Raw genomic sequence first — 25,756 nt, 5'->3', positions numbered from 1 at the left:
CCGGCTTGTCGCCCGCCAACCCCATGATCAACCCAGGCTTAGTGGAAGAAGTGGCGGGTTCCCGTCAGGTACATCGTTACGTTGGCCTTCTTTGCCGCTTCGATGACCTCTTCGTCGCGGATGGAGCCGCCGGGCTGGACGATGGCGCGGACGCCGGCGTCGATGAGGATCTGCGGGCCGTCGGCGAACGGGAAGAACGCGTCCGAGGCGGCGACCGAGCCGCGGGCCCGGTCGGCGCCGGCGCGGGTGACAGCGAGCTGCGCCGAGTCGACCCGGTTGACCTGACCCATGCCCACGCCGACGGTGGCGCCGTCCTTGGCGAGCAGGATCGCGTTGCTCTTCACCGCGCGGACCGCCCGCCAGGCGAACGCGAGGTCCCGCAACAACTCCTCGTCGGCGGCCTCGCCGGCCGCCAACTGCCAACTCGCCGGGTCGTCGCCGGGGGCGTTCACCCGGTCGGCGACCTGGGCCAGCACGCCACCGGTCACCGGTCGCAACTCCACCAGCGCCGGCGTCCAGGCCGGTGCCCGCAGCAACCGGACGTTCTTTTTCCCCCGCAACACCTCGACCGCGCCCTCGTCGAAGCCGGGGGCGACCACCACCTCGGTGAAGATCTCGGCGACCTGCCGGGCCAGCTCGACCGAGACCGGCCGGTTGACAGCGATGACACCGCCATACGCCGACACCGGGTCGCAGGCGTGCGCCCTGCGGTGCGCCTCGGCGACGTCCGCGCCGATTGCGATGCCGCACGGGTTGGCGTGCTTGATGATCGCCACGGCGGGCTGGTCGGCGAAGTCGTTCGCGGCCCGCCAGGCGGCGTCGGCGTCGACGTAGTTGTTGTACGACATCTCCTTGCCGTGCAGCTGCTCGGCCTGGGCGAGCCCCGCCGGGGCGTCCGGGTCGGTGTAGAGCGCAGCCGGCTGGTGCGGGTTCTCGCCGTAGCGCAGCGCTGTCGACTTGCGCAGCGCCAGCCCCGCGAACTGCGGCCACCAGTCGTCGGCGGGTGCCAGCTCCCGGGCGCACCACTGGGCCACCGCGACGTCGTACTCGGCGATGTCGGCGAACGCTCGGGCGGCCAGCGCACGACGCTGGGCCAGCGTGAAGCCCCCCTCGCTGAGCGCGCCGAGCAGCGCCGGGTAGGCGGCCGGGTCGGTGAGCACGGCGACCGAGGCGTGGTTCTTGGCGGCGGCCCGCACCATGGCCGGGCCACCGATGTCGATCTGTTCCACGCACTCCTCGACGCCGGCGCCGGAGGCGACGGTCGCCTGGAAGGGGTAGAGGTTGGAGACCAGCAGGTCGAACGCCGCCACGCCCAGCTCGTCGAGCTGCGCCACGTGGGTGTCCTTGCGCAGGTCCGCGAGGAGACCCGCGTGCACCTTCGGGTGCAGGGTCTTCACCCGGCCGTCGAGCACCTCGGGGAACCCGGTCACCGTCTCCACCGGCGTCACCGGCACCCCGGCGGCGGCGATGGTGCCCGCCGTGCTGCCGGTGGACACGATCTCCACACCGGCCGCGTGCAGGGCCTGAGCCAGCTCGACCAGCCCGGTCTTGTCGTAGACGCTGACCAGCGCCCGCCTGATCGGGCGGCGCCCGTCCTGAGTGGGACTCACGGAACCGTGACCTTCCTTCCGGTGATGGTCCAGCCTTCGCGGACCAGCCGACCGACCTGCTCGACGAGCTGGCGTCGCTCGGCTTCCTTGATGCGCTCGGTGAGCGTGTCGACGTCGTCGTCGTCAAGCACCGGCACCGCTACCTGCGCGACGATCGGCCCGGTGTCCATGCCGGCGTCGACGAAGAAGAGGGTGGCTCCGGTGAGCTTCACGCCGTAGGCGAGTGCGTCACGCGGGCCGTGGATGCCGGGAAACGCCGGCAGCAGCGTGTTGTGGGTGTTCAGGTAGCGGTCGCCGAAGGCGGCGAGGAAGTGCGGACCGACCAGCTTGAGGAAGCCGGCGGAGATGACCAGGTCTGGTTGGTGCTTCGCGACGTGCGCGGTGAGCGCGCGGTCCCAGTCCTCCCGGGTGTCGTGGTCGTGGACCCGTTCGACGAAGGTCGGCACCCCCGCCGCGTCGGCCCGGTCCAGGCCCGCGATGCCGTCGCGGTCCGCGCCGACCGCGACGACCTGCGCGCCGTACGCGGGGTCGGCGGCGGCATCCAGCAGCGACTGAAGGTTGCTCCCGGAGCCGGAGATGAGGACGACGATGCGGGCGACAGGCGCGGGCTCGGTCACCGGGCCACCCTATCGGGCAGGTCAGGGACGCACTCCGGCTGGGCGGCGCGCCGATCTTCGACGGTGCCGACGTGCGTCGACCCGGTACGCTGCCGCTCGCTCGGGCCGAACGCCGCGCCGGCCCACACACCGCCCCTGATCCGGCACACGAAGCGGTCGACAAGGGCCCGTTTGCCTGCTTTGGGAGACATGTCTTCCTGTTGCTGTACTGGGCTTTGGGAGGACTGACCGCGATCATGGATGGAAACAAGAGCACCAACTGACGGAACCAGTCCAAGGAGCTTCTCGAATGCAGCCCGGTAACCCCGGTCAGGACCCGTACGGCCAGCAGCCCAACCAGGACCCGACCGCTCCCCAGCCGCCGGCCGCCCCGTACGGTCAGCAGCCCACCTCGGGGCAGCCGTACGGTCAGCAGCCGCCGTACCAGGACCCGTACGCGCAGCAGCAGCCCCCGTACGGCGCCGGCCCGACCTACCCGAACGCCGGGTACCCGCAGGCACAGGGGCAGAACAACACCCTCGGCCTGGTGTCGATGATCCTCGGTATCGCGTCGATCCCGCTGGTCTGCTGCCTGTACCTGGGCATCCCGGTCGGCATCGCGGGCATCGTGACCGGCTACCTCGCCAAGCAGAAGGTGGCCCAGGGCCAGGCCAACAACGCCGGCCAGGCCAAGGCCGGTCTGATCTGCGGCGCGGTCGGCGTCGGGCTGGGCATCCTGCTGCTCATCCTGAGCGTCGTGGCGCAGGTCAACCTGCCCACCCAGCCCTGACCGGCTCGGATTCGACGGGGCGCTCCGGGTTCGCCCGGGGCGCCCCGCACTCGTCTACCGCGCGGGTCGGCAGGTCAGCGCCCGGACGGCTGCGGCTCTACTGCGCGGGACCGCGGGTCAGCGCCCGGGTGGCGGCGGCGCCGACCAGCGCGCCAACCGCTATGACACCGGCCGCCACCGCCCCGACCTGCCAACCCACCGGCCCGACCTGGGACAGCCGACCGGCGCCGAGCGACCCGCCGGAGACCGCCGCGGCCGCACCGAGCACCACTCCGGCCACCGGCCCGGCCAGCACCGCCGGCACCAGCAACTCGGCCCAACGCTGCGCAGCCCGTTCCGGCCCGGCGAGTCGGGCCACCCGCCGGGCGAGCAGCCAACCGGCGACCATCCCCGCCAGCACCGGCACCGCGAGCAGCAGAGCGCCGAAGCCGTCCACCGGGCCGCGCGGCAGGCCGGCGAGCAGCGGCACGGCCGGCAGCGCGCCGACCGAAACCTCGCTGGTACGGACCGCGGTGTCGGTCCCGACCGCGAACCCCGGCCCGAGCAGGTAACTGGTCGACCAGACCGCCGCGTTGGGCGCGTACGCGACGCTGACCAGGGTGATGCCGGCCTGCCCGGCGACCCCGGTCCGGTACGCCCCGATCATGTCGGCAGCATCACCGCCGCCGGTGGCCACCGCCAGGCCGGCCGCACCCGCGCCCGCGCCGAGCAGCAGCAGCCCGGCCACCAGGCCGGTGCGAACGCCGTCGCGCACCGGACCCGGAAGCCGGGTGACGAGCAGCCGGGTCACGGCGGTGATCCGGACCGCGCCGACCAGCGCGGCGAGGGTGCCGACCGCCGCGAACGTGGCGCCCGCCCGGATCAGCGACACATTCGGCCCACCCGTGCCGACCAGCACCGCCGCGAGCGCGCCGAGCAGTGCGTACGCGACACCGACCGCGACCGCGGCGAGCAGTGCCCGGCGCGGTGAGCGGGTGTCGCGAGCACCGATCGCGCGGCTGACGTGCACGCCGGCGCGAGTCAGCCGCCAGAGCGCGAGCACGGTCAGCGCCAGCGGGGCGAGCCCGAGCGGCCCGGTCTCGGTGTGCAACGGCACGCCGTGCCCGAGCAGCCAGCCGGCCAACGCGGTGCGCAGGGTGCCGGTCACTGTGGTGCCATCCGCGCCGAGCTGCACCAGGCCGAGCACGATGGCGACCGGCAGGTACGAGGTGAGGGCGGCCCAGCAGGCGGCCACCCCGGCGGCGACGGGCAACGGCGCCCGCCCGCGCGGCGACCCGCCCGCGCGAGGCGCTGGCACCCGCCGGGCCGGTGCGGCACGGACGACCGGCCGGTCGTCGGCGCTCACACCACCGGGACGGCTGGGACGGTCAGGGGTGACGGGGGACATCCGCTCTACTCTGGCACGTCGCGCGGGCGGTGGCAGTCCGTTAACCCCTCCTAAGGTCGGCGAGTTCACCGAACCGACGTCCTGCCCACCCGGGCCGGTCTAGCCTCGGCCCTGAGGGGGCGCGAGTCGCCGCCACCCGGGACGGGCCCGCCGGTCGCGGTCCGGGCCGGCACGTCGCCCATGACCGCTCGGAGGACGCTGTGACGACGCCATACCCGCCTCCCCCACCACCACCGGCCCAGGGACGCGACCGCACCACCCTCTGGGGCGTGCTGGGCATCGTGCTGGGGCTGATCTGCTGCGGCATCTTCGGCATCGTCTTCGGCTACCTGTCCATCCGCGACGCCCGGCGGTACGGGCAGTCGCCGCTGCTCGGGTACCTCGCCATCGCGTTCGGCGTGATCAACATCATCGGCGGGGCGATCCTGCGCTCGACCGGCAACTACCCGTTCTGGAACAACGACTGACCAGCGCGGAGCGCGCGTACGCCGAAGGGGGTCGACCGTGACCGGTCGACCCCCTTCGTGTTGCCTGAACAGCTCAGCTGCCGGACATGATCTCCCGCATCAGCTTGGCGGTCTCGGTCGGAGTCTTGCCAACCTTGACGCCGACGGCCTCCAGCGCCGCCTGCTTCGCCTCGGCGGTGCCGGCCGAGCCGGAGATGATCGCACCGGCGTGACCCATGGTCTTGCCGGGCGGAGCGGTGAAGCCGGCGATGTAGCCGACCACCGGCTTGGTGACGTTGGCCTTGATGAACTCGGCGGCCCGCTCCTCGGCGTCGCCACCGATCTCACCGATCATGACGATGGCGTCGGTCTCCGGGTCGGCCTCGAACGCCGCGAGGGCGTCGATGTGGGTGGTCCCGATGATCGGGTCACCGCCGATGCCGACGCAGGTGGAGAAACCGATGTCGCGCAGCTCGTACATCATCTGGTAGGTCAGCGTGCCGCTCTTGCTGACCAGGCCGATCCGGCCGGAGCCGGTGATGTCGGCCGGGATGATGCCGGCGTTGGACGCGCCCGGCGAGGCGATGCCCGGGCAGTTCGGCCCGATGATCCGGGTCCGCTCGCCCTGCGCCACGTTGTACGCCCAGAACGACGCGGTGTCGTGCACCGGGACGCCCTCGGTGATCACCACGGCCAGGCCGATCGCGGCGTCGATCGCCTCGATCACGGCGGCCTTGGTGAACTGCGGCGGCACGAAGATGACTGTGACGTCGGCCCCGGTCTCGGCCATCGCGTCCGCGACGGACGCGAAGACCGGCAGCTCGGTGCCGTCGAAGTCGACAGTCTGGCCCGCCTTGCGCGGGTTGACGCCACCCACCACGTTGGTGCCGGCGGCCAGCATCCGCCGGGTGTGCTTGGAACCCTCGGAACCGGTCATCCCCTGGACGATGACCTTCGAGTCCTTGGTCAGCCAGATAGCCATGATCAGACCCCCGCAGCTGCCAGCTCGGCGGCCCGCTCGGCCGCACCGTCCATGGTGTCCACCCGCTGCACGAGCGGGTTGTTCGCGCTGTCCAGGATCGCCCGGCCAGCTTCGGCGTTGTTGCCGTCGAGACGGACGACGAGCGGCTTGGTGACCTGCTCGCCGCGCTGCTCCAGCAGGGCCAGCGCCTGGATGATGCCGTTGGCGACCTCGTCGCAGGCGGTGATGCCGCCGAAGACGTTGACGAAGACGCTCTTCACGGCCGGGTCGGAGAGCACGATCTCCAGCCCGTTCGCCATCACCGCGGCGCTCGCTCCGCCGCCGATGTCGAGGAAGTTGGCCGGCTTGACGTTGCCGTGCCGCTCACCGGCGTACGCGACCACGTCGAGGGTCGACATGACCAGACCCGCGCCGTTGCCGATGATGCCGACCTCGCCGTCGAGCTTGACGTAGTTGAGGTCCTTGGCCTTGGCGGCCTGCTCCAGCGGGTCCACAGCGGCCTGGTCGACCAGCGCCTCGTGGTCCGGGTGCCGGAACGCGGCGTTCTCGTCCAGGCTGATCTTGGCGTCGAGCAGGAGAATCCGGCCGTCGCCGTTCTTGGCGAGCGGGTTGACCTCGACCAGGGTGGCGTCCTCGGCGACGAACGCCTGCCACAGGCCGACGGCGATCTCGACCACCTGGTCGGCGACCTCGGCCGGGAAGCCGGCAGCGGTCACGATCTCGCGGGCCTTGGCCTCGTCCACGCCCTTCACGGCGTCGATCGGGGCCTTCACAACCTTGTCGGGGGTCTCGGCGGCGACCTGCTCGATGTCCATGCCGCCGGCGACGCTGGCGATGCAGAGGAAGGTGCGGTTCGCCCGGTCGAGCAGGTACGAGAAGTAGTACTCCTCGGCCACGTCCGCGGTCACCGTGATCATGACCTTGTGGACGGTGTGACCCTTGATGTCCATGCCGAGGATGTCGGTGGCCCGAGCCACCGCCTCATCCGGGCCCTCGGCCAGCTTGACGCCGCCGGCCTTACCTCGGCCGCCGACCTTTACCTGCGCCTTGACGACCACACGGCCGCCAAGACGTTCGGCGATCGCGCGGGCCTCTTCCGGGGTAGTGGCGACGCCGCCGGCCAGCACGGGCAAGCCGTGCCGCTCGAACAGGTCCCGCCCCTGGTACTCGTACAGGTCCACGATTGCGCGTCCCGTCCCGTCTCCGCGGCGCGCCGTCGCGCCGCCACCAGCGTTCAGAAAACAGTTTGACGCCTGTCATCAGTTGAAACAGGCCATTGGCCGCAGCCTAGCGAGGTCGGCACCACCGGCAACCGAGCGGGTGCACGGTGTGCGGTAATGCACAACCGGACATCAGGTGTTGCCGGTTTCCGGCCATGACTCGGGTGGCATCCACCGTCCGGGCGATGTTGCCCGGCTTGCGTAACCCCGTCGTGGGGGCGTCGTTGAGTCAGATGTCGGAGCGCTGAACAGCGCAAAGACGGGATACGGCCGATGCCCTGTCGGTCGAGGGGTGGCGGCGGGGCATCGTGCATAGAGGGGCCGGACGTGTGAGGGGTGCGTCCGGCCCCTCCCCCGTGCCCAAATTTCGGTGACGCAGCAGATCGACGTGCCTCAGGAAACCGGCTGGGCCACGTTCTGTCGGACCCACTCGACAATCGCCTGGGTGGTGGCGCCCGGCGTGAAGATCTTCGCGACGCCCAGCTTCTCCAACTCGAAAATGTCGCCGTTCGGAATGATGCCGCCGCCGAACACGACGATGTCGCGGGCGTCCCGCTCACTGAGCAGTTCCAGCACCCGTCGGAAGAGCGTCATGTGCGCGCCGGAGAGCACTGACAGGCCGACAGCGCCGGCGTCCTCCTGGATGGCGGTCTCCACGATCTGCTCGGGGGTCTGGTGCAGGCCGGTGTAGACGACCTCCATGCCGGCATCCCGCAGGGCGCGCGCGACGACCTTCGCGCCCCGGTCGTGGCCGTCCAGGCCAGGCTTCGCGACGACGACCCGAATCCGAGAGCTCATCAGCGCACACCTTTCACCGGCTTGACCGCCTTCACCTTAACGAACGGTAACCCGGCGGGCCCGGCCCGGGAAATCCGGGCTCCGTCACCGGCCGTTACCCGGCGTGCCCACCGCGCAACCCGGAGAGGTCCGGCCTGGTGCCGTCCAGGCTTCGCCACGGCCGCGCCGCTGGCAGGACTGTGGACACATCCCGGCGCCGTTCGGAGTCAAGCCGGACGACTCCGCCGAAACGGTCACGCTCGGCGACGAACGGGCAGCGATGGGGGCACCGTTCGGCGTCGCGATGCATGACAATCAGGGACGCAAACGGACAGACCGACACGCCAATTTTTCGGTCCAGCTTGTGACTCGCCTGGCGGTTGGCTAACGTGTCCACGGTTGTCATCAGGTCCATGGACGGGTGACGACGCGGTCAGCGGACGTTCCACTGGAGCTTCAGGGGACGCCCACCGGCCGCTTCGGAACCCCGACAACGGAGGGTGTGCGTGCGCCAGCGCCTGTCGTCTGAGCCCGATCGATATCGCGGTCGCCGCCGCGTACCCACCCCACCCCGCAGCCGTTACGCCGCTGTCGTCACCACCGCGTTCGTCGGTGCCGGCATCGTGGCCCTCGGCGCGAGCGCCCTGCCGGACGCCAAGGACGTCAGCCCGACGGTCCTCGACGAGCTCAAGCAGGCGTCGGTCACCAGCCAGGACGCCGCGGCCCGTGCTGACAACGCCGACCGCGCCTCCCGGGACAGCCGCAGCAAGGACAGTGGCGAGCCCGAGGTCTGGCTGCTGCCGCTGCAGGGCTACGACTTCAACTCCCCGTACGGGATGCGCTGGGGCAAGCTGCACACCGGCGTGGACCTGGTCGCCGGCGAGGGCACTCCCTACGTGGCGATCCACGACGGGTTGGTCACCAAGGCCGGCTGGTTCGGCGGGTACGGCAACGCGGTGATCGTCCAGCACGCCGACGGCAGCGAGGCCATCTACGGCCACTCCTCCGCGGTGAGCGTCAAGGAAGGCCAGCAGGTCAAGGCGGGCGACCAACTCGGCCTCGTGGGTCAGACCGGCCACGCGTACGGCACCCACCTGCACCTGGAGATCCATGTCAAGGGGCAGCCGGAGGACCCGGTGCCGTTCCTTCAGGAGCGCGGAGTGGACATCAAGCTGCAAGTCGAGGCAATCTACACGAGGTAGCCGGCTCCTGACGATGCGTAACGACCGTTGACCGCCCGGATCTGTCGATCCGGGCGGTTCTGCGTTGGGCGGTCCTGGCGGATGTATCCCGGGTCACACAGTCAAATGTGACCGACGGCACTCATCTACATGATCAGTTTTTAGGATGTAGCGCCGCAGAGCGGGTCATATCCGGGCACCCGACCGTCCGCCCTCCGTCCGGGGGTTCGGTCCCCGCGCCTGCCCCACCTCGGCCCGACACCAGTATTTCGAGGTCAAGTGCCCCTCGACTGTGAAGGTCCGCCGTGCAGGAAGACAGCCCCGTCCAGAATGAGAACACCCCCGACACCAGCCAGACCGCGCCGCTGCAGCGCACCGGCCGACGGAACCGCCTCATCGTGCTCGGGGCCGCCGCCCTGGTAGCCCTCGGCCTCGGCGGTGTCGCCGTCGCCACCAGCGGCACCGACCACCCGGCACCCGCCGCCGTCTCCCTCGACGCCCAGGCCCGGGCCGAGGCCGCGAGCCGGGCCGACCGCTCGGTCCGTGAGTCGAGCACCCCGGTCGCCCCCTCGCTGAGCCCGACGCCCAGCCCGTCGGCGGTCAGCGCCAGCCCGGCCCCCACGAAGACGGCCGCCGCGAAGGCCAAGCCGAAGCCGAAGAAGACCACCAGGCCCACACCCGCCTGGGTCGACCCGATGCCGAACGCAGCCGTGACGTCCTGCTACGGACAGCGCTGGGGCACCCTGCACGCCGGCATCGACCTGGCGCTGCCCTCCGGTACGCCGATCCACGCGGCGGCCGCCGGCACCGTGACCCAGGCCGGCGACGCGTCCGACGGGTACGGCAACTCCGTCTTCATCGACCACGGCAACGGCTACCTGACCCACTACGCCCACCAGAGCCGCATCGCTGTCACCGTCGGCCAGAAGGTCAAGGCCGGACAGGTCATCGGCTACGAGGGCGCCACCGGCGACGCCACCGGCCCGCACCTGCACTTCGAGGTGCATCAGGGCATGTGGAACCAGATCGACCCGGCACCGTTCATGCGGGCGCGCGGCGTCGACCTGGGCTGCTGAGGCCGCATCCCCGCGCGGTCCGGGCGCAACAACAACAAGGAAAGAGTGGCCTCAGCGGTACACGAGGCCACTCTTTCCTCGATCTGGCACGATCTTGGTAGCGACGGGTTCAGAGTTTGTCGACCGGGGCGTGCCGGAGCACCAACCACATGGTCTGGTCGCCGAAGTCGATCTGCGCGCGGGCACCCGGACCGTGCCCCTCGACGGCGAGCACCCGCCCCAACCCGTACCGCTGATGGTTGACCCGGTCGCCCGCGGACACCTTCGGCCCCTGCGGCAGCTCGCTGGCCGTGGTCAGCCGGCTGGCGTCCACGCCGAGCCGCTGGGCCAACTGCGCCGCCTTCGGGGTGCCGCCGGTGAAGGTGCCACGGCCGCCGGGCGCGCGGTCCGCACGGCCACCGACGCCGCCGCCCCCGCCAGCCCATGAGGTGTACGACCCTTCGGTGCGCTCCCAGTGCACCAACTCGGTCGGCAACTCCTCCAGGAAGCGTGACGGCGGGTTGTAGGACGGCTGCCCCCAGGCCGAGCGGGTCACCGCCCGGGACAGGTAGAGACGCTGTCGGGCACGGGTGATGCCGACGTACGCCAGTCGGCGCTCCTCCTCCAACTCGCGGGTGTCGCCCAGCGAGCGCAGGTGCGGGAAGACGCCGTCCTCCAGCCCGGTCAGGAAGACCACCGGGAATTCCAGTCCCTTGGCGGTGTGCAGCGTCATCAGGGTGACCACGCCCTGGTGGTCGGGGTCGTCGGAGGGAATCTGGTCGGCGTCGGCGACCAGCGCCACCTGCTCCAGGAAGCCGGCCAGGGTGGCCCGCTCCCCCTCCTCGCCCAGCGCCTCGATCCGCTCGGTGTACTCGCGGGCGACGCTGACCAGCTCCTGGAGGTTGTCCACCCGGCCGGCGTCCTGGGGGTCCAGGCTCTCCTCCAGCTCGGTGAGGTAGCCCGAGCGGGTCAGCAGCGCCTCCAGCACCTCCTCCGGCGTGCCGGTCTCGGCCAGCTCGCGGGCGCCGTCGAGCAGCGCCACGAAGTCCGCGATGCCGTTGGCCGCCCGACTGGAGATGCCCGGCGCCTCCCGGGCTCGGCGCAGCGCCGCGCCGAAGGAGATCCGGTCGCGGCTCGAGAGCGCCTCGACACACGCCTCGGCGCGCTCGCCGATCCCTCGGCGCGGGGTGTTGAGCACTCGCCGCAGGCTCACCGTGTCGTCGTCGTTGACCACCGAACGCAGGTACGCCAGGGCGTCGCGGACCTCCTTGCGCTCGTAGAAGCGCACCCCGCCGACCACCTTGTAGGGCAGGCCGACGCGGATGAACACCTCCTCGAAGACGCGGGACTGCGCGTTGGTGCGGTAGAAGACGGCGACGTCGCCGGGGCGGGTCTCGTCGGCGTCGACCAGCCGGTCGATCTCCCGGGCCACCCAGTCGGCCTCGGCGTGCTCGGTGTCGGCCACGTAGCCGACGATCTGCTCGCCGGCGCCGGCCTCGCTCCACAGTCGCTTCGGTTTGCGGGAGGTGTTGCGGTCGATCACCGCGTTGGCCGCGTTGAGGATGGTCTGGGTGGAGCGGTAGTTCTGCTCCAGCAGGATCGTCCGGGAGTCGGTGAAGTCCCGTTCGAACTCCAGGATGTTGCGAATCGTCGCACCCCGGAACGCGTAGATCGACTGGTCGGCGTCGCCGACCACGCACAGCTCGGCGGGCTCCAGCCCGTCGGTGCCGGAGACCAGCTCCTTGATCAGGACGTACTGGGCGTGGTTGGTGTCCTGGTACTCGTCGACCAGCACGTGCCGGAACCGTCGGCGGTAGCTCTCCGCGACGTGCGGGTGGGACTGGAGCAGGTGCACCGTGGTCATGATCAGGTCGTCGAAGTCCAGGGCGTGTGCCTCACGCAGTCGACGCTGGTAGAGCGTGTACGCCTCGGCCAGCGCCCGCTCGTTGGGCCCGGTGGCCCGCGCCGCGAACTGCTCCGGGTCGACCAGCTCGTTCTTGAGGTTGGAGACCTGGGCGGCAAGCCCACGCGCCGGGTAGCGCTTCGGATCGAGATCCAACTCGCGGGTGACCAACTGCATCAACCGGCGGGAGTCGTCCGCGTCGTAGATCGAGAACGTCGACTTCAGCCCGGCGTGCTCGTGCTCGGCACGCAGGATCCGCACGCAGGCCGAGTGGAACGTCGACACCCACATCAGGCGGGCCCGGGGGCCCACCAGCGCGGCGACGCGCTCTTTCATCTCGCCGGCGGCCTTGTTGGTGAAGGTGATCGCGATGATCTCACCGGGGTGCACGTCCCGAGCGGCGAGCAGGTAGGCGATCCGGTGCGTGAGCACCCGGGTCTTGCCGGACCCGGCACCGGCCACGATCAGCAGCGGCGAGCCGGCATGGCTGACGGCGTCGCGCTGCGGCCCGTTCAGCCCGGCGAGCAGCTGCTGCGGATCGAGACGCGCGGCAGCTGCCCCGGGTCGGTGCGGGCGGGCCGGCGCGGACTCCGGCGCAGGCGGGGACGCGGGGATGTCGAAGAGAGGATGCATCGCCCGACAAGTCTATGCCGCAGGCCGGACACTGCGCCTCTGGCGCTCAGCAGCTCGTGCCCGACGGCGCGCACCAGCACCCGGCACGCCCACCGGCGGCAAAGTGCCCTTCTCGACGCGGATTGCTTGCGCACCCGGCAACGACGTGGGCATACTCGACGGCGTGATCGCTGCGCGCTTCTACTTTTACTATGGCACCGGGAGTCCGGCTGCCGTAGGTCGCGCCTGATCGATTCAGACCTGCTAAAGCCCCGGGCTCCTGGAGTCCGGGGCTTTTTCCGTCCCAGGTTCCGGGCACCGGGCACCACACTGCGAGAGGTACCCGATGATGACAGACGTGATGGAGCAGAGCGGCAGCCCGATCCGACCGGGGCAGCCGGCAGCGCAGGGGGCTGAGCCGGCGGTGGCCACACCACCGACGGGTGCGGACGCCGAGCCGACCGAGCAGCAGACCGGCACCCAGGAGCCGTCCGCCTCGGCGCGGATCGTGCAGATCAGGGAACGGATCGACGAGGTCGACCACGCGTTGATCACGCTCTGGCAGGAGCGGGCCGCGTTGTCCCAGGAGGTCGGGGTGACCCGGATGGCGTCCGGTGGGACCCGCCTGGTGCTCTCCCGGGAACGGGAGATCCTGGAGCGTTTCCGGGTCGCGCTCGGTGCCGACGGCACCCAGCTGGCCCTGCTGCTGCTCCGCGCGGGCCGCGGCCCGCTGTGAGCCGCCCCAGCCCGCGCTGATCCGGACCACGGCTACCTGGGCCGCACCGCCGGTCGTGGGCGACACACGGCCCGCTGACGCCGCGTGGGCTGCCGGGCACCGCGCGGCCGATCCGGGTCACGGACAGACGAAACCGCCTGCCGTCGTCGTGGTGACGGCGGCAGGCGGTTTCGGTGACTCACACCTCGTGGGTGGCGACGATCTCGCGCTTCTCCGCGAAGTGGCAGGCGCTCGGGTGGTCCGAGTCCCGTCGGATCTCCAGCAGCGGGACCTGCTCGGCGCAGACGTCCTGCGCCTTCCAGCAGCGGGTTCGGAACCGGCAGCCCGAGGGCGGGCTGATCGGCGACGGCACGTCACCCGTGAGCCGGATGATCGTCTTGTTGTTCCGCTGGGTCGGGTCCGGCACCGGCACCGCGGAGAGCAGAGCCTGGGTGTACGGGTGGGTCGGTCGCTCGTAGATCTCGTCCTCGGTGCCGATCTCGACGATCTTGCCGAGGTACATCACCGCGACCCGGTCCGACAGGTGGCGGACCACCGACAGGTCGTGCGCGATGAAGACGTACGAGAGGCCGAACTCGCCCTGCAACTGCTCCAGCAGGTTCATGACCTGAGCCTGGATGGAGACGTCCAGCGCCGACACCGGCTCGTCGCAGACGATGATCTCGGGCCGCAGCGCGAGCGCGCGGGCGATGCCGATGCGCTGACGCTGACCGCCGGAGAACTGGTGCGGGTACCTGTTGATGTGCTCCGGGTTGAGCCCGACCAGGTCGAGCAGTTCGCGGACCTTGGCCCGGCGGCTGCCCTTCGGCGCCACCTCCGGGTGGATCTCGAACGGCTCACCGAGCAGGTCGCCGACGGTCATCCGCGGGTTCAGCGAGGTGTACGGGTCCTGCATGACCAGCTGGATCTGCCGGCGCAGACGCCGCAGCGCCCCACCGGAGAGCTTGGAGATGTCCTGGCCCTTGTAGACCACGTTGCCGGCGGTCGGCTTCTCCAGGTTCATCAGCACCCGGGCGAGCGTCGACTTGCCGCAGCCGGACTCGCCGACCACACCGAGGGTCTCTCCGGCGCGTAGACCGAACGAGACCCCGTCGACCGCCTTGACCTGACCGACGGTCTTCTTGAACACCACACCCTGCGTGACGGGGTAGTGCTTGACCAGGTCGTTGACCTCGAGGATGTTCTCAGACACGGTTCACCAGCTCCTCGGCGAAGTGGCAGGCGCTGGCCCGGGCGGGGCCGATCTGCAGCAGCGGCGGGACCTTCTCCCGGCACACCGGCTGAGCCATCGGGCACCGCGGGTTGAACGGGCAGCCCGGCGGGATGTTCATCAGGTTCGGCGGGAGGCCCTTGATCGTCCGGAGCTGCTGCCCCTTCTCGTCGAGGCGCGGGATCGAGTCGATCAGACCCAGCGTGTACGGGTGCGCCGGCTTGGCGTACAGCTCGTACACGTCGGCTTCCTCGACGATCCGGCCCGCGTACATGACCGCGATCCGGTCCGCGACGTCGGCGACCACGCCGAGGTCGTGGGTGATCAGGATCATGCCCATCTGCCGCTCGCGCTGAAGCTCGGCCAGCAGGTCCATGATCTGGGCCTGCACGGTCACGTCGAGGGCGGTGGTCGGCTCGTCCGCGATCAGCACCTCGGGGTCGAGCGCCAGCGACATCGCGATCATCGCGCGCTGCCGCATACCGCCGGAGAACTGGTGCGGGTAGTTGTTGAACCGACCCTTGGCGTTCGGGATCTTGACCTGGTCGAGCATGTCGATCGCGCGCTTCTTGGCCTCCGCGCGGCCCATGCCCCGCCGGACCCGGAACTGCTCGGCGATCTGGAACCCGACGGTGAAGACGGGGTTCAGCGCGGAGAGCGCGTCCTGGAAGATCATCGCGATGCCCTCGCCGCGGATGCGGCGCCGCTCCTCGTCGGACATGCTGAGCATGTCCTTGCCGTGGAAGCGGACCTGCCCACCGGTGACGAACCCGGGCGGCGTGTCGAGGATGCCCATGATGGTCTGCGCGGTGACGCTCTTACCGGAGCCGGACTCGCCGAGCACGGCGAGGGTCTCCCCCGCGTCGACGTGGTACGTGACTCCGTTGATGACCTTTGCGACGCCGTCCCGGGTGCGGAACTCCACCCGCAGGTCGTCGACCTCGAGCAGCCGGCCGGAGGAACGCCCGGACCCGCCGGGTCCCGGCGCGGACTGCTCGGACACGAGAATGTCGGACACTGGATCTCCCCTAGCGGAGTTTCGGATCGAGGGCCTCGCGGACCGACTCACCGAGCATCACGAAGCTCAGCACTGCGGTGACGAGGAACGCGGCGGGGAAGAACACCAGCCCTGGCGCGACCCGGACAAAATTCTGCCCATCACTGATCATGATGCCCCAGGACACCACCGGCGACTTCAGACCGACGCCCAGGAACGACAGGGTGGCCTCGGCGCCGATGAACGAGCCGACCATGATCGTGCCGTAGACCAGCAGCGGGGCCAGGCAGTTCGGCAGCAGGTGCTTGAGGATGATCCGGCCGGTGCCGGCACCCAGTGCGCGGGCCGCCACGATGTAGTCGGCCTCCTTGGTGGCAAGCACCGAGGAGCGCATCAGCCGCATCACGACCGGCCAGCTCAGCACGATCAGTGACGCGGTCACCAGGCCCATGATCTGGGCCTTGCTGTTGCCGGCGCCCGACCCGTTGAACGTGGTCAGGATGACGATCGCGCCGAGCACGAAGGGCAGACCGAAGAAGACGTCGGCGATCCGGCTGAGCAACGCGTCCACCCAGCCACCGCGGTAGCCGGAGATGATGCCCATGGTTCCGCCGATGAGCAGGGTGCCCATGACGGAGAGTACGGCGACCACGATGGAGGCCCGTGCGCCGTAGATGACCCGGGCGTAGACGTCGCGGCCCTGCACGTCGTAGCCGAACCAGCCATTGGCGGACGGTTTGTCGAGGCTGCGGGACAGCGAGCCGTTGACCGCGTCGCCCGGGGCGAACAGCGCCGGGAAGGCCGCCATCAGCAGGAAGATCACGATCAGCGTGGCCGAGATCCAGAACAGCGGCTTGCGCCGCAGGTCACGCCAGGCGTCGCCGAGCAGACCGCGCGGCTTCTCGTTGCTCTGCGGCTGGCCCGCGGTGGCGGGGGCGGCGGAGTCGGTCGGGTGTTCGCCAGGGGTGCTGACGATCGATGCGGTACTGGGGTCACTCATAACGGATCCTCGGGTCCAGGGCGGCGTAGAGCAGGTCAACCAGCAGGTTCATCACGAGATAGACCAGCACCAGGACGACCACGATTCCTACCACCGTGGCGCTTTCCTTGGTGATGATCGCCCGGAAGACCTGACGGCCGATTCCGTTGATGCCGAAGATTCCCTCGGTGACGATCGCGCCACCCATCAGGGCACCGAGGTCGGTGCCGAGCAGGGTCACCACCGGGATGAGCGAGTTACGCAGCAGGTGCACACCGACCACCCGGCGCATGGGCAGGCCCTTGGCGATGGCGGTGCGCACATAGTCCGCGCGACGGTTCTCCGCGATGCTCGTTCGTGCGACCCGGGCGATGTACGCCACTGACGCGCTGCCCAGCACGAAGCCCGGCACGATCAGCTCGGACCACCGCATCTCGGAGGAGACGGTCGGCTTGATGATGCCCCACTGCACACCCAGCAACCACTGCAGCACGAAGCCGACCACGAAGACCGGCAGCGCGATCAGGAAGAGGGTGGAGACCAGGACCAGGTTGTCCAGGAAGCCGTTACGCCGCAAACCGCTCAGCACACCGGCGCCGAGGCCGATGATCGCCTCGATGGCGAGCGCCACGACGGCCAGCTTCAGGGTGTTCGGGTACGAAGTCAGGATGATGTCGCTGATCTCGCGCTGCGAGAACGTCTGACCGAAGTCGCCCTGGAGCAGGTTCTTCATGTAGTTGGCGTACTGCACGAAGACGTTCTGGTCGAGGTGGTACTTCTCGGTCATGAAGGCGATGTACTGGTCCGGGCAGCGACGCTCACCGCACTTGCCGGCGAACGGATCGCCCGGAACGGCCCAGACGAGCCAGTAGATCAGGAACGTCGTACCGATGAAGACCGGCACGAGTTGGAGCAGCCGTCTCAACAGATAACGGCCCATGGGGTGGTCCTCCAGACAGGGGGCGCGTCGGACGGCCGACACGGTGGTGACAACGTGCGAGTGGAGTGTTGTAACACCCAATCGCGGAACGGCCCCGGGTCGGGCTCACCGGATGTGGCGAGCCCGACCCGGGGTCAGACCGTTCGGATCAGAGCTCGACCGAGGTGATGTCGATCTCGCCGACGTTGTTGATCTCGAGCTTCTTGATCTTCTCCGAGTGGCCGGACTGCTGACCGTAGAAGTAGACCGGGATGCTCGGGACGTCCTGGTCGACCTTCTCGACCGCCTTGGCGAACGCCTCGTGCGAGGCCTCCAGGGTCGGCGCGCCGCTGGCCTGCTTGGCAAGGGCGTCGACCTCGGGGTTGCTGTAGAGCCCGTCGTTCGAGGAGCCGTTGGTGACGAACAGCGGGTTGACCCAGTTCTCGACGTCCGGGTAGTCCTGCTGCCAGGCAGCGCGGTACGGGCCGGTCATCTTGTGGGCGTTGATGTTCTGGCGGAACACCGCGAAGGTCGGCACACCCTCGGCCCGAGCGTTGATGTTGAGGTTGGTCTTGACCTGCTGCGCGACGGCGTCCATCCAGTCCTTGTGGGCGGAGTCCGCGTTGTAGTAGAAGACCATCTCACCGGTGAAGCCACCGGCCTCGGCGAGCAGCGTCTTGGCCGTCTCCGGGTCGAACTTGCAGGCGGTGCAGTTGCCCGGCTTGGCGCCCGGGGTCAGCGGGTTCGCCCAGCTGTCGGCCGGCTTGCGGGTGCCGAAGAAGATCTTGTCCGAGATCTCCTGCCGGTTGACCGCCAGCGACACCGCACGACGCAGCTTCGGGTTCTGGAAGCGCTTGTCGTAGATCGGGAACGCGATGAACGCGGTCGACGGCGTGACGGTCGAGCGGCCCCGGTCACCGAGGTCGGTCTTCCACTTGTCACCGGCGAGCGCCGAGGTGGGGACAACCTCCATGAAGTCGAGGTTGTTGGCCAGCAGATCGGCGTAGGCGGCGTTGTCGTCCTGGTACAGCTTGACGTCGACGTCCTTGACCTTCATCTTGTCGCGAAGGTTGTAGTCGTCGAAGCGCGTCAGCTTGATGAGGGCGTTGTCCTCCCAGGACACGAACTTCACCGGGCCGTTGGCGATCGGCTTGCGGCCGAACTCTTCCGGCTTCATGGTGAAGAACACGTCCGGCAGCGGCATGAAGGCGCTGTAGCCGAGCTTGGTCGGGAAGACCGCGGTCGGTGCCGCCAGGGTGACCTCGAAGGTCTGGTCGTCGATGACCTTCAGGCCGGACAGCTTGTCGGCCGTCGGCGTCGGGGCCTTCTTCGGGCCGTCCGCGCCATCCGGGTCCGAGGTGTAGGTCTGGTCGAAGCCCGCGATGTCCGCGAAGAAGGTGCCGTTCTGCGCGCCGTTCGGCGAGTAGGCGGCCCAGTTCCAGGCGTCGACGAAGTTCTTCGCCTTGACCTCGGTACCGTCGTGGAACTTGGTACCGGCCTTGATCTTGATCGTGAAGACCTTGGAGTCCGTGGTGTTGATGGACTCCGCCAGCGCGTTACGCGGGGCCCCACCGTCGTTCGGGTACTCGACCAGGCCGGTCCACATCCAGTCGATGATCTTGCCGCCACCGGTCTCCGTGGTGTTCGACGGGACCAGCGGGTTCTCCGGCTGGACGCCGTGAACAACGATCGAGCCGTCCGCGCTGGCGGCAGTATCGCCGTCGCCGCCGCTCGAGCAACCGCTCGCGACAAGCACGGCAGCCGCGCTGAGCGCGATAGCGCTCGTCGCCCGCTTCGAGACTCTCATTCCGAGGGGCCTCCTCTTTCTAACCAGGTTCCGTCGTGGGTTTCACGCACGTTTGGGGGTGACACCGCCCGACCACCCCGGGGGCGCGGGTCGCCGGGACCACAGGGAAGTTGGGGACACCCCTGATGTTCCGATCCGCCGGGCTCCCCCACCAACGAGGCTTGACACGACGCAATCGACACAGCCACGGGCCGCCGAGATCGGCGGAATCGTGGTCGTGGGGCGTACGGAGTGCCACACACCGATGGTGAGGTGCTGCCACTGTGACACCCACTGGCCTCTTCCGTGAAGGTGCCGTTATCAAGCCGTTAGTTGCCCGCCACGTTGCCGATACTTGAAAAATGATCATAAAACGCCCGACGCGGGCGGCACTGAGCAGGAAATACGTTGCGCCGCCCGAACAACCAGGCTCGGCCCGTGCGCGAGCCCCGAGGTCACCCGAGCCCGGTGGGACGTCTGTCACCACTCACGTTTCGACCCATCCGGATGAGGGCCCCTACGGCTACCCGGACACGATCGCCGGCTGGGTGTACGAGGGCGCGCCGGACGTTTCTCTGATCCTCGCCGGTGCCGACGCGCCGTCACACGAGGCGGCGATCCGCCGCCCAACGGGATAGTTCGTAACGGTTGGACATCTGAAGCTTGCGCAGCACGTTCGACACGTGCGTCTCCACCGTCTTGATGGAGATGAAGAGCTCCTTGGCGATCTCCTTGTACGCGTACCCCCGGGCCAGCAGCCGCAGCACCTCACGCTCACGGTTGGTGAGCTGGTCCAGCTCCGGGTCGGCCACCGGCGCGTCCGGCCGGGCCGCGAAGGCGTCCAGCACGAACCCGGCCAGCCGTGGGCTGAACACCGCGTCCCCGTCGGCCACGCGACGGATCGCGGCAGCCAGCTCGTCCGGGGAGATGGTCTTGGTGACGTACCCGCGGGCACCGGCACGGATCAGCCCGATCACGTCCTCCGCCGCGTCCGAGACGCTCAACGCGAGGAACTTGACCTGTGGGTGCGTACGCCGCATCGCCTCCAGCACCGCGCGACCGCCGCCGTCGGGCATGTGCACGTCGAGCAGCACCACGTCCGGGCCGACGGCCGCGATCCGGGTGACCGCCTCGGCCACCGTGCTCGCCTCGCCCACCACATCGACGTGGGCGCCCAACTCCGCGCGCACCCCAGCTCGGAACATGGCGTGGTCGTCCACCAGGAACACCCGCAGCCGCTTGGGGCGGGCATCCGCCGGGTCGAGGTGCTCGGTCGGCTGCTCGGCCATGGTCATCTGTTCCTCTCCGCTGCGGACGAGTCCCGGGAGATCGGCAGGATCAACCGGACCTCGGTCCCCTCCCCCGGGCCGGACCGTATTTCGGCCCGTCCGCCGTGCCGCTTCATCCGCCCGATGATCGAGCCGCGTACGCCGTGCCGGTGGTCCTCCACGGTATCCGGATCGAAGCCCTTCCCCCGGTCCCGGACGAAGACACTGACCTGATCCGGTTCCACCTCGGCGTAGAGCGAGACGGTCTGCACGCCGGCGTGCCGGGCCGCGTTCACCAACGCCTCCCGCGCGGCCGCGACCAGCGCCCCGACCTTCTCGTCGGTCTCCCGGTCCCCCACCACCACCGTCTCCACGCTGATCGCGAAGGTGTCCTCGACCTCGGCCGCGGCCTGTTCCAGAGCGGCGGCGAAGCGCTCGCTCGGCGAAGCGGTCGGCTTGTAGAGCCAGTTGCGCAGCGAACGCTCCTGCCCCCGGGCCAGCCGCTGCACCGTCTTGACGTCGCCGGCGTTGCGCTGGATCAGTGCCAACGTGTGCAGCACCTGGTCGTGCACCATCGCGGCCAACTCTGCCCGCTCCTGCTCGCGGATGCGCCCCTCGCGCTCCGAGCGGAGCTGACTGTACGTCCGCCAGAGCACCGGCGCGGCGACCACGCCGACGCCCGCCAGCCCGACCAACGCGAAGATCACGCCATTGATCACCGCGTCGAAGTTCTGTGCCGGTGAGTAGACGGCCGCGACGCCGATGATGCCGACCGCGACCAGCACTCCCCCGCCGATGAACCGCAGCACGAAGGCACGCCGGTCGCTCTCCTCGACGACCGCGCCGAGCCAGGGCACCGGCATCGCGTCGCCCCACTGTCGCCGCCGCTCGGGCGCGGACTGGTGCCAGATGACCCCGGCGCCGACCGCGATGATGGCCACCAGCCAACCGGCGGTGCCCGCCGCGCCGACCGAGTCGAAGACCATCACCTGGATCAACAGGACACCGAGCCCGATCCCCACGAACGGCAGGAGTTGGGCGACGTCCCGCCGGGGCGGCACAGCGGTGTCACCGGGACGCAGCGGCACCACCGCCCAGAAGGCCGCGTAGAGCAGCAGGCCCAGCCCGCTCAACCCGAGCAGGACCATGAACGCGACGCGCACCCGCAGCACCGAGATGCCGAGATGGTCGGCGATACCGGCGGCGACGCCGGCGGCCATCCGGTGCTCCGGGGCGCGGTAGAGGCGCGGGGGCGGGGTCACGATGCTGATCGGAGGCTCCCTGGTCACGGTGGCGGACAGGTCGAGGTCGGTGACTCGATCGTCACACGCTGCGGCGTCCGCGACCACGGGGACGCCCCCGACATTCCGGCCGTCGGATCTCAGGGTGGGGTCAGGGTCGGGTCCTGAGGTCGTTCGGGTGGACCGGGCAGCAGGATCGAAGCATGACCGAGGAAGCTGCCCCGCCGCCCCGACCGGGGTCGGCACAGCCGGGCGGTTCAGCACCGCCCCCGCCCACCACCACGCCCACCGAATGGACCGAGCCCAGCACGTTCGGTCCGCACGCTGGCACCGACGCGACCGCCGGCACCGCGCCCGGCGAGCCGGCCGACGGCTACGCGCCGCCCACGGCGGGCTACGGCCCAGGCCCGGGGTTCGCGGCGGGCACCGGCTACGGTCCGGGCGGCACGCCACCCGGGCCGGGTGGTCCCGGTCCGTCCGCGCCGCCACCGCCGCTGGGCGGCACCGGCTTCACCTCGCGGTACGGGCTGGTCCGGCCGCGCGAGGGGCGGTATCTGGCCGGTGTCTGCGCGGCGATCGGGCGCGCCACCAACACCGATCCGGTGCTCTGGCGGGTGCTGCTCGCGGTGCTCGGGTTCTTCGGGGGCATCGGCATCCTGGTGTACGTCGCCGCCTGGCTGATCATCCCGAACGAGGGCGACACCGCGTCCCCCGTCGAGTCGATGCTCGGTCGTGGTCGCTCCAGCATGTCCCCGGTGACGGTGATCGTCCTGGGCATCCTGGTCGCGGCCAGCTTCGCGTACATCGTCACCGACGCCTTCCGCGCGGTGCTGCTCGGCGCGGCCATCCTGGTCGCCGGCGCGCTCCTGCTCAACCGGGACGGCCGCAATCCACGGCCCGGCACCCCGGGTGGTCCGCCGCCCGCCGCACCGTCCGGCAACCCAGCCGGTCCGATCGTCCCACCGGTGACCTGGCCCGCACCGTCGTACGGCGCTGCGCCGTCGACCGGCCCAGCGGCGACGCCGCCGATGTTCAGCACCGGTCCGGGGTACGCCACCGCGACGACGGGGACGACGCCCACCGTCACCATCCCGGCGTACGACGCGCCGCCGACCAGCGCGACGCAACCGGTGTCCGGGGTCGGCCCGGTGTCCGGGCAAACGGCCGGCACGACGGCTGCGCAGCCCGGCTGGCCCAGCACCGCCACGCCCAGCGCCGGCTGGCCGTCGGCACCGGTGAGCAGCACACCCGCTGCCCCGGCCGGCTATCCGACCGCCCCGCCGCCCTCCGGTTACCGCCCCCCGTTCGCGCCGCACGGCCCGTACGCTTCGCCGACCCCGGCCGCGCCTGCTCCGCCCAAGCAACCGAAGCCGCCGAAGCGCCCCAAGGAGCGGTCGCCGCTCGGCGCGGTGACCTTCTCGCTGATCTTCCTGGTGCTCGGTCTGGTCGCCCTGCTCGACCTGCTGGACGTCTTCGCCATCAGCGCCTCGGCGTACTTCGCGGCCGCGCTGGCCACGATCGCGCTGGGCCTGCTGGTCGGCACGTGGTTCGGGCGGGCACGCTGGCTCATCGCGCTCGGTCTGGTGACCGCGGCGGCGCTGGGCACTGCGACCGTCGCCGAGTCCTACGACCGGATCCGCGGGGTCGACGGCGCGGTGACCTGGGCGCCCACCGACTACCGCGACCTGGCGGACCGGTACGAGAACAGCTTCGGTGACGCCGTGCTCGACCTGCGCGGGATCGACTTCGCGAAGCGGGACAGCCAGGTGACAGTGGCCGTCAACTTCGGCCAGGCGACGGTGGTCGTGCCGCCGAACGTGGACGTCACCACAGTGGCCGACGTCAACGCGGGTGACGCCACCGTCTTCGGCAACCGCTCCGGTGGGCTGGACGGCCGCCTGCGGGAATCCACCGACGTCGGCGCGGACGGGCCCGGCGGCGGGACCCTGCGCCTCTACATCCATGTCAATGCCGGCAACCTGGAGGTGACCCGGTGAAGGCTCACCGCACGGATCTGGTGTCGTTCGCCTTCGGGCTCGTGTTCCTGGCGCTGTCCGCCTGGTGGTTGCTCGCCCAACTGCTCGGGCTCGCGCTGCCGCCGGTCGGCTGGTTCCTGGCCGGCGCACTCATCCTGATCGGGGTCTTCGGGCTGGTCGGCGCGCTGCGCTCGGGTCGACCGAACCAGCCGGAGCCGATTGCCGAGGCCGGTGCCGCCGAGGCGGTCGGGCCCGTCTCCGGCACGTCCGTCTCCGGCGCACCCGTCTCCGGTGCCGCCACGTCGACGTCCGGCGCGGTCCTGCCGGTCTGGGAAGCCGAACGGTCCACCTGGGACACTCCCTCCTCGGACCCGACGCTCATCTCGGACCGGACGTTGGAGACGCCGATTACCGAGGTGCGGGCGCAGGACGTACCGGCCACCGATGTGATCCACCCGGCCTGGCTGGCACATTCGCCGTCGGAGCCGCCGACCGAGCCCATCCCCGGCCAACCCGGCAACGGAGACGACGAGCCGACCATCGGGAACCTCGCCCGCCCGGCCTCGTCTGAGGGGGACGAGCCGACCCGGTCCGACCAACCGGTCGAGGCCACCGGCGACCAGCCGGGTGACGAGCGCGAGGGTCCGCGCAGGGAAGCCTGACCTCGGGCGTCCGTCCGCGTCGGTCTACCGCATCCCCACGGCGGTGCGGCCGGCGCGGACGGACGCATATGCTGGCTGGTGGAGATCTCGCCTCCGCCGGCCGGCCCGTCCCGCCCATGGCGGTCCCGCCGCGATTCCCGTCTCTACCCCCGTCAGGAGCCCGCCCGACATGACCCAGTCCCCCGCCGTGCGTACCACCGGCCGGTCCGGTCCGGTCCGCATCGGCGAGCGAGCCGCCCGTACCCTCGTCGCCGAGCTGGCCCGGATCAACGACCCCAAGGCCGCCCTGCTGGTCGGGGTGACCCCGGACTCCGCGGTGCTGGCCGCGGCGGTCGATGCGCTGCTCCCCGGTGACCGGCTCACCGTGGTGCCCGCCGAGCCGTTCGGCGCTGCGGCGCTCCGCGAGCACGTCACAGCCCAGGGCCGCTGGGTCGCCGACCGGGTGAGCGTGGTCGACTCGCTGGCCGAAGCCGAGGCCGCCGGGGTCGTCATCGCCGGTGAGGCGTTCACCGGCACCGCCGAGGCCACCCGCAGCGGTGTCGAGGGGTTGGCTAAGTACCTGACCGACGGGGCGGTGCTGAGCGTGGCGACCGTCGCCACCCCCGGCCGGACCGAGGGTGCCGCGGCGGAGCTGGCCCGACAGGATGCCCTCTACGGCGTCGGCGCCGATCTGGTGCTGCGTAACTCGCCGCCGGTGCGGGTGTACCGACTGCGGTTCACCCCGGCCAGCCCGGCCACGGCCGACACCCTGGCCCCCGCGTACCGGCCGTCGAGCGTGCCGGTCACCCGGGGCATGCACATCGACTCCAACGGTGTGGCGGCGGCGGGCATCGCGCTGGGCCTCGCGGCGCTGGCCCGGGTGACGCGCCCGTCGTCCAAGCTGTGGCTGCTGCCGGCCCTGGCCGCCGGGCCGGTCGCCGCGTTCTTCCGGGATCCCGAACGGGACGTGCCGGAGGACCCGAGCGCCGTGGTCGCCAGCGCGGACGGGAAGGTCCTGTCGGTGCAGCGGCTGCACGACGAGCGCTTCGGCGACGGCGAGTGGCTGCGGATCGCGGTGTTCCTGTCGGTGCTGGACGTGCACGTCAACCGCGCCCCGGTCGCCGGCAAGGTGGTGGACTACTTCGTCGCCGATGGCGGCTTCGTCAACGCGATGAAGCCGGACGCCGAGCACAACGTCGCCGCGTACACCGTGCTGGACACCGCGCGCGGCACGGTGGTGGTCGCGCAGCGGACCGGGCTGATCGCCCGCCGGATCGTGCAGCGCGCGCCGATCGGCGCACTGCTGGCCAAGGGCGAGCGCTTCGGGCTGATCCGGTTCGGCTCCCGGACCGACGTCTACCTACCCGCTGAGGCCGCGGACCCGCTGGTCGGACCGGGCGACAAGGTGGTCGGCGGGTCCACGGTCATCGCCCGCTGGCGCTGA

The 25,756-nt window shown here is 70.6% G+C and carries 21 protein-coding genes and 1 pseudogene; 8 read left to right on the top strand and 14 right to left on the bottom strand.

Annotated features, from left to right (window positions below; all coding sequences use genetic code 11):
• Window positions 1-38: 38 nt before the first annotated feature.
• Together purH and purN are read right to left on the bottom strand one after the other, a co-directional pair.
• On the bottom strand, window positions 39-1,610 hold the full coding sequence (purH, locus tag ACIA47_RS14590; RefSeq protein ID WP_396708109.1) for a bifunctional phosphoribosylaminoimidazolecarboxamide formyltransferase/IMP cyclohydrolase: 1,572 nt from the start codon (window positions 1,608-1,610) through the stop codon (window positions 39-41).
• Window positions 1,607-2,227 (bottom strand): phosphoribosylglycinamide formyltransferase, encoded by a 621-nt coding sequence (purN, locus tag ACIA47_RS14585; RefSeq protein ID WP_396708107.1) that lies wholly within the window; start codon window positions 2,225-2,227, stop codon window positions 1,607-1,609. Before purN ends, purH begins: the two co-directional genes overlap by 4 nt.
• Before the next feature lie 289 nt (window positions 2,228-2,516).
• Here purN and ACIA47_RS14580 point away from each other — a divergent pair, with 289 nt between their 5' ends.
• Complete coding sequence (locus ACIA47_RS14580) at window positions 2,517-2,996, top strand: DUF4190 domain-containing protein (protein ID WP_396708105.1); 480 nt, start codon at window positions 2,517-2,519, stop codon at window positions 2,994-2,996.
• A 97-nt stretch (window positions 2,997-3,093) separates the two neighbouring features.
• On the opposite strand, the gene ACIA47_RS14575 is transcribed toward ACIA47_RS14580, so the two are convergent.
• Window positions 3,094-4,383, bottom strand: coding sequence for a DUF6350 family protein (locus ACIA47_RS14575; RefSeq protein WP_396708103.1), 1,290 nt, complete (start codon window positions 4,381-4,383; stop codon window positions 3,094-3,096).
• 200 nt (window positions 4,384-4,583) lie between these two features.
• Here ACIA47_RS14575 and ACIA47_RS14570 point away from each other — a divergent pair, with 200 nt between their 5' ends.
• Window positions 4,584-4,850, top strand: a complete 267-nt coding sequence (locus ACIA47_RS14570; RefSeq protein ID WP_091406354.1) for a hypothetical protein — start codon at window positions 4,584-4,586, stop codon at window positions 4,848-4,850.
• A 73-nt stretch (window positions 4,851-4,923) separates the two neighbouring features.
• Here the strand turns inward: ACIA47_RS14570 and sucD are convergent, their stop codons facing one another.
• The 3 genes from sucD to ACIA47_RS14555 all read right to left on the bottom strand — a co-directional run bounded on the left by sucD (window position 4,924) and on the right by ACIA47_RS14555 (window position 7,829).
• The gene (gene sucD, locus ACIA47_RS14565; RefSeq protein ID WP_203122470.1) at window positions 4,924-5,811 is read right to left on the bottom strand and encodes a succinate--CoA ligase subunit alpha; all 888 of its coding nucleotides are present in this window, start codon (window positions 5,809-5,811) and stop codon (window positions 4,924-4,926) included.
• 2 nt (window positions 5,812-5,813) lie between these two features.
• Window positions 5,814-6,992 (bottom strand): ADP-forming succinate--CoA ligase subunit beta, encoded by a 1,179-nt coding sequence (sucC, locus tag ACIA47_RS14560; protein ID WP_203122471.1) that lies wholly within the window; start codon window positions 6,990-6,992, stop codon window positions 5,814-5,816.
• A gap of 432 nt (window positions 6,993-7,424) precedes the next feature.
• On the bottom strand, window positions 7,425-7,829 hold the full coding sequence (locus ACIA47_RS14555) for a cobalamin B12-binding domain-containing protein (RefSeq protein ID WP_396708100.1): 405 nt from the start codon (window positions 7,827-7,829) through the stop codon (window positions 7,425-7,427).
• A 485-nt stretch (window positions 7,830-8,314) separates the two neighbouring features.
• On the opposite strand from ACIA47_RS14555, the gene ACIA47_RS14550 reads away from it, so the two are divergent.
• Together ACIA47_RS14550 and ACIA47_RS14545 are read left to right on the top strand one after the other, a co-directional pair.
• Entirely contained in the window at window positions 8,315-9,010 is a 696-nt protein-coding gene (locus ACIA47_RS14550) for a M23 family metallopeptidase (protein ID WP_203122472.1), read from the top strand.
• A gap of 284 nt (window positions 9,011-9,294) precedes the next feature.
• Window positions 9,295-10,065 (top strand): M23 family metallopeptidase, encoded by a 771-nt coding sequence (locus ACIA47_RS14545; protein WP_396708098.1) that lies wholly within the window; start codon window positions 9,295-9,297, stop codon window positions 10,063-10,065.
• Window positions 10,066-10,174: 109 nt separating this feature from the next.
• Here the strand turns inward: ACIA47_RS14545 and pcrA are convergent, their stop codons facing one another.
• On the bottom strand, window positions 10,175-12,580 hold the full coding sequence (pcrA, locus tag ACIA47_RS14540) for a DNA helicase PcrA (RefSeq protein WP_396708096.1): 2,406 nt from the start codon (window positions 12,578-12,580) through the stop codon (window positions 10,175-10,177).
• 325 nt (window positions 12,581-12,905) lie between these two features.
• Here pcrA and ACIA47_RS14535 point away from each other — a divergent pair, with 325 nt between their 5' ends.
• Window positions 12,906-13,295, top strand: coding sequence for a chorismate mutase (locus ACIA47_RS14535; RefSeq protein ID WP_396708094.1), 390 nt, complete (start codon window positions 12,906-12,908; stop codon window positions 13,293-13,295).
• A 178-nt stretch (window positions 13,296-13,473) separates the two neighbouring features.
• Here the strand turns inward: ACIA47_RS14535 and ACIA47_RS14530 are convergent, their stop codons facing one another.
• The 7 genes from ACIA47_RS14530 to ACIA47_RS14500 form a co-directional block, all read right to left on the bottom strand.
• Window positions 13,474-14,487, bottom strand: a complete 1,014-nt coding sequence (locus ACIA47_RS14530) for an ABC transporter ATP-binding protein (RefSeq protein WP_124822695.1) — start codon at window positions 14,485-14,487, stop codon at window positions 13,474-13,476.
• The gene (locus ACIA47_RS14525; RefSeq protein ID WP_203122485.1) at window positions 14,480-15,508 is read right to left on the bottom strand and encodes an ABC transporter ATP-binding protein; all 1,029 of its coding nucleotides are present in this window, start codon (window positions 15,506-15,508) and stop codon (window positions 14,480-14,482) included. Before ACIA47_RS14525 ends, ACIA47_RS14530 begins: the two co-directional genes overlap by 8 nt.
• Before the next feature lie 25 nt (window positions 15,509-15,533).
• Entirely contained in the window at window positions 15,534-16,502 is a 969-nt protein-coding gene (locus tag ACIA47_RS14520; RefSeq protein WP_203122481.1) for an ABC transporter permease, read from the bottom strand.
• Window positions 16,495-17,421 (bottom strand): ABC transporter permease, encoded by a 927-nt coding sequence (locus tag ACIA47_RS14515; protein WP_112681467.1) that lies wholly within the window; start codon window positions 17,419-17,421, stop codon window positions 16,495-16,497. The genes ACIA47_RS14520 and ACIA47_RS14515 overlap by 8 nt, the downstream gene beginning before the upstream one ends.
• Window positions 17,422-17,569: 148 nt before the next feature.
• Window positions 17,570-19,207 carry an ABC transporter substrate-binding protein gene (locus tag ACIA47_RS14510; protein WP_396708091.1) on the bottom strand — a complete coding sequence of 546 codons (1,638 nt, stop codon included), beginning with the start codon at window positions 19,205-19,207 and terminating at the stop codon, window positions 17,570-17,572.
• A gap of 581 nt (window positions 19,208-19,788) precedes the next feature.
• The gene (locus ACIA47_RS14505; RefSeq protein WP_203122487.1) at window positions 19,789-20,475 is read right to left on the bottom strand and encodes a response regulator transcription factor; all 687 of its coding nucleotides are present in this window, start codon (window positions 20,473-20,475) and stop codon (window positions 19,789-19,791) included.
• 2 nt (window positions 20,476-20,477) lie between these two features.
• The gene (locus ACIA47_RS14500; protein WP_112584545.1) at window positions 20,478-21,743 is read right to left on the bottom strand and encodes an ATP-binding protein; all 1,266 of its coding nucleotides are present in this window, start codon (window positions 21,741-21,743) and stop codon (window positions 20,478-20,480) included.
• Window positions 21,744-21,898: 155 nt separating this feature from the next.
• Between ACIA47_RS14500 and ACIA47_RS14495 the strand changes: the two genes are divergently transcribed.
• The 3 genes and pseudogenes from ACIA47_RS14495 (at window position 21,899) to ACIA47_RS14485 (ending at window position 25,756) form a co-directional block, all read left to right on the top strand.
• Entirely contained in the window at window positions 21,899-23,692 is a 1,794-nt protein-coding gene (locus ACIA47_RS14495; protein WP_396708089.1) for a PspC domain-containing protein, read from the top strand.
• A pseudogene (locus ACIA47_RS14490) lies at window positions 23,689-23,937 on the top strand (hypothetical protein); the annotation flags it as partial. The gene ACIA47_RS14495 and the pseudogene ACIA47_RS14490, both read left to right, overlap by 4 nt.
• A 565-nt stretch (window positions 23,938-24,502) precedes the next feature.
• A complete protein-coding gene (locus tag ACIA47_RS14485; protein ID WP_396708087.1) occupies window positions 24,503-25,756 on the top strand; it encodes a phosphatidylserine decarboxylase in 1,254 nt (417 codons plus the stop codon).

This window comes from Micromonospora sp. NPDC051227 (assembly GCF_044455385.1).
Taxonomy (GTDB): Bacteria; Actinomycetota; Actinomycetes; order Mycobacteriales; family Micromonosporaceae; genus Micromonospora.
This window is presented reverse-complemented; position numbering and strand designations above follow the sequence as displayed.

Bases quoted from the DNA above. Each gene is read 5' to 3' on its own strand.
- ACIA47_RS14580 (WP_396708105.1), top strand. From the start codon at position 2,517: ATGCAGCCCGGTAACCCCGGTCAGGACCCGTACGGCCAGCAGCCCAAC.
- ACIA47_RS14510 (WP_396708091.1), bottom strand. From the start codon at position 19,207: ATGAGAGTCTCGAAGCGGGCGACGAGCGCTATCGCGCTCAGCGCGGCT.
- ACIA47_RS14535 (WP_396708094.1), top strand. From the start codon at position 12,906: ATGATGACAGACGTGATGGAGCAGAGCGGCAGCCCGATCCGACCGGGG.
- ACIA47_RS14515 (WP_112681467.1), bottom strand. From the start codon at position 17,421: ATGGGCCGTTATCTGTTGAGACGGCTGCTCCAACTCGTGCCGGTCTTC.
- ACIA47_RS14555 (WP_396708100.1), bottom strand. From the start codon at position 7,829: ATGAGCTCTCGGATTCGGGTCGTCGTCGCGAAGCCTGGCCTGGACGGC.
- ACIA47_RS14495 (WP_396708089.1), top strand. From the start codon at position 21,899: ATGACCGAGGAAGCTGCCCCGCCGCCCCGACCGGGGTCGGCACAGCCG.
- ACIA47_RS14505 (WP_203122487.1), bottom strand. From the start codon at position 20,475: ATGGCCGAGCAGCCGACCGAGCACCTCGACCCGGCGGATGCCCGCCCC.
- ACIA47_RS14520 (WP_203122481.1), bottom strand. From the start codon at position 16,502: ATGAGTGACCCCAGTACCGCATCGATCGTCAGCACCCCTGGCGAACAC.
- pcrA (WP_396708096.1), bottom strand. From the start codon at position 12,580: ATGCATCCTCTCTTCGACATCCCCGCGTCCCCGCCTGCGCCGGAGTCC.
- ACIA47_RS14485 (WP_396708087.1), top strand. From the start codon at position 24,503: ATGACCCAGTCCCCCGCCGTGCGTACCACCGGCCGGTCCGGTCCGGTC.
- sucD (WP_203122470.1), bottom strand. From the start codon at position 5,811: ATGGCTATCTGGCTGACCAAGGACTCGAAGGTCATCGTCCAGGGGATG.
- ACIA47_RS14575 (WP_396708103.1), bottom strand. From the start codon at position 4,383: ATGTCCCCCGTCACCCCTGACCGTCCCAGCCGTCCCGGTGGTGTGAGC.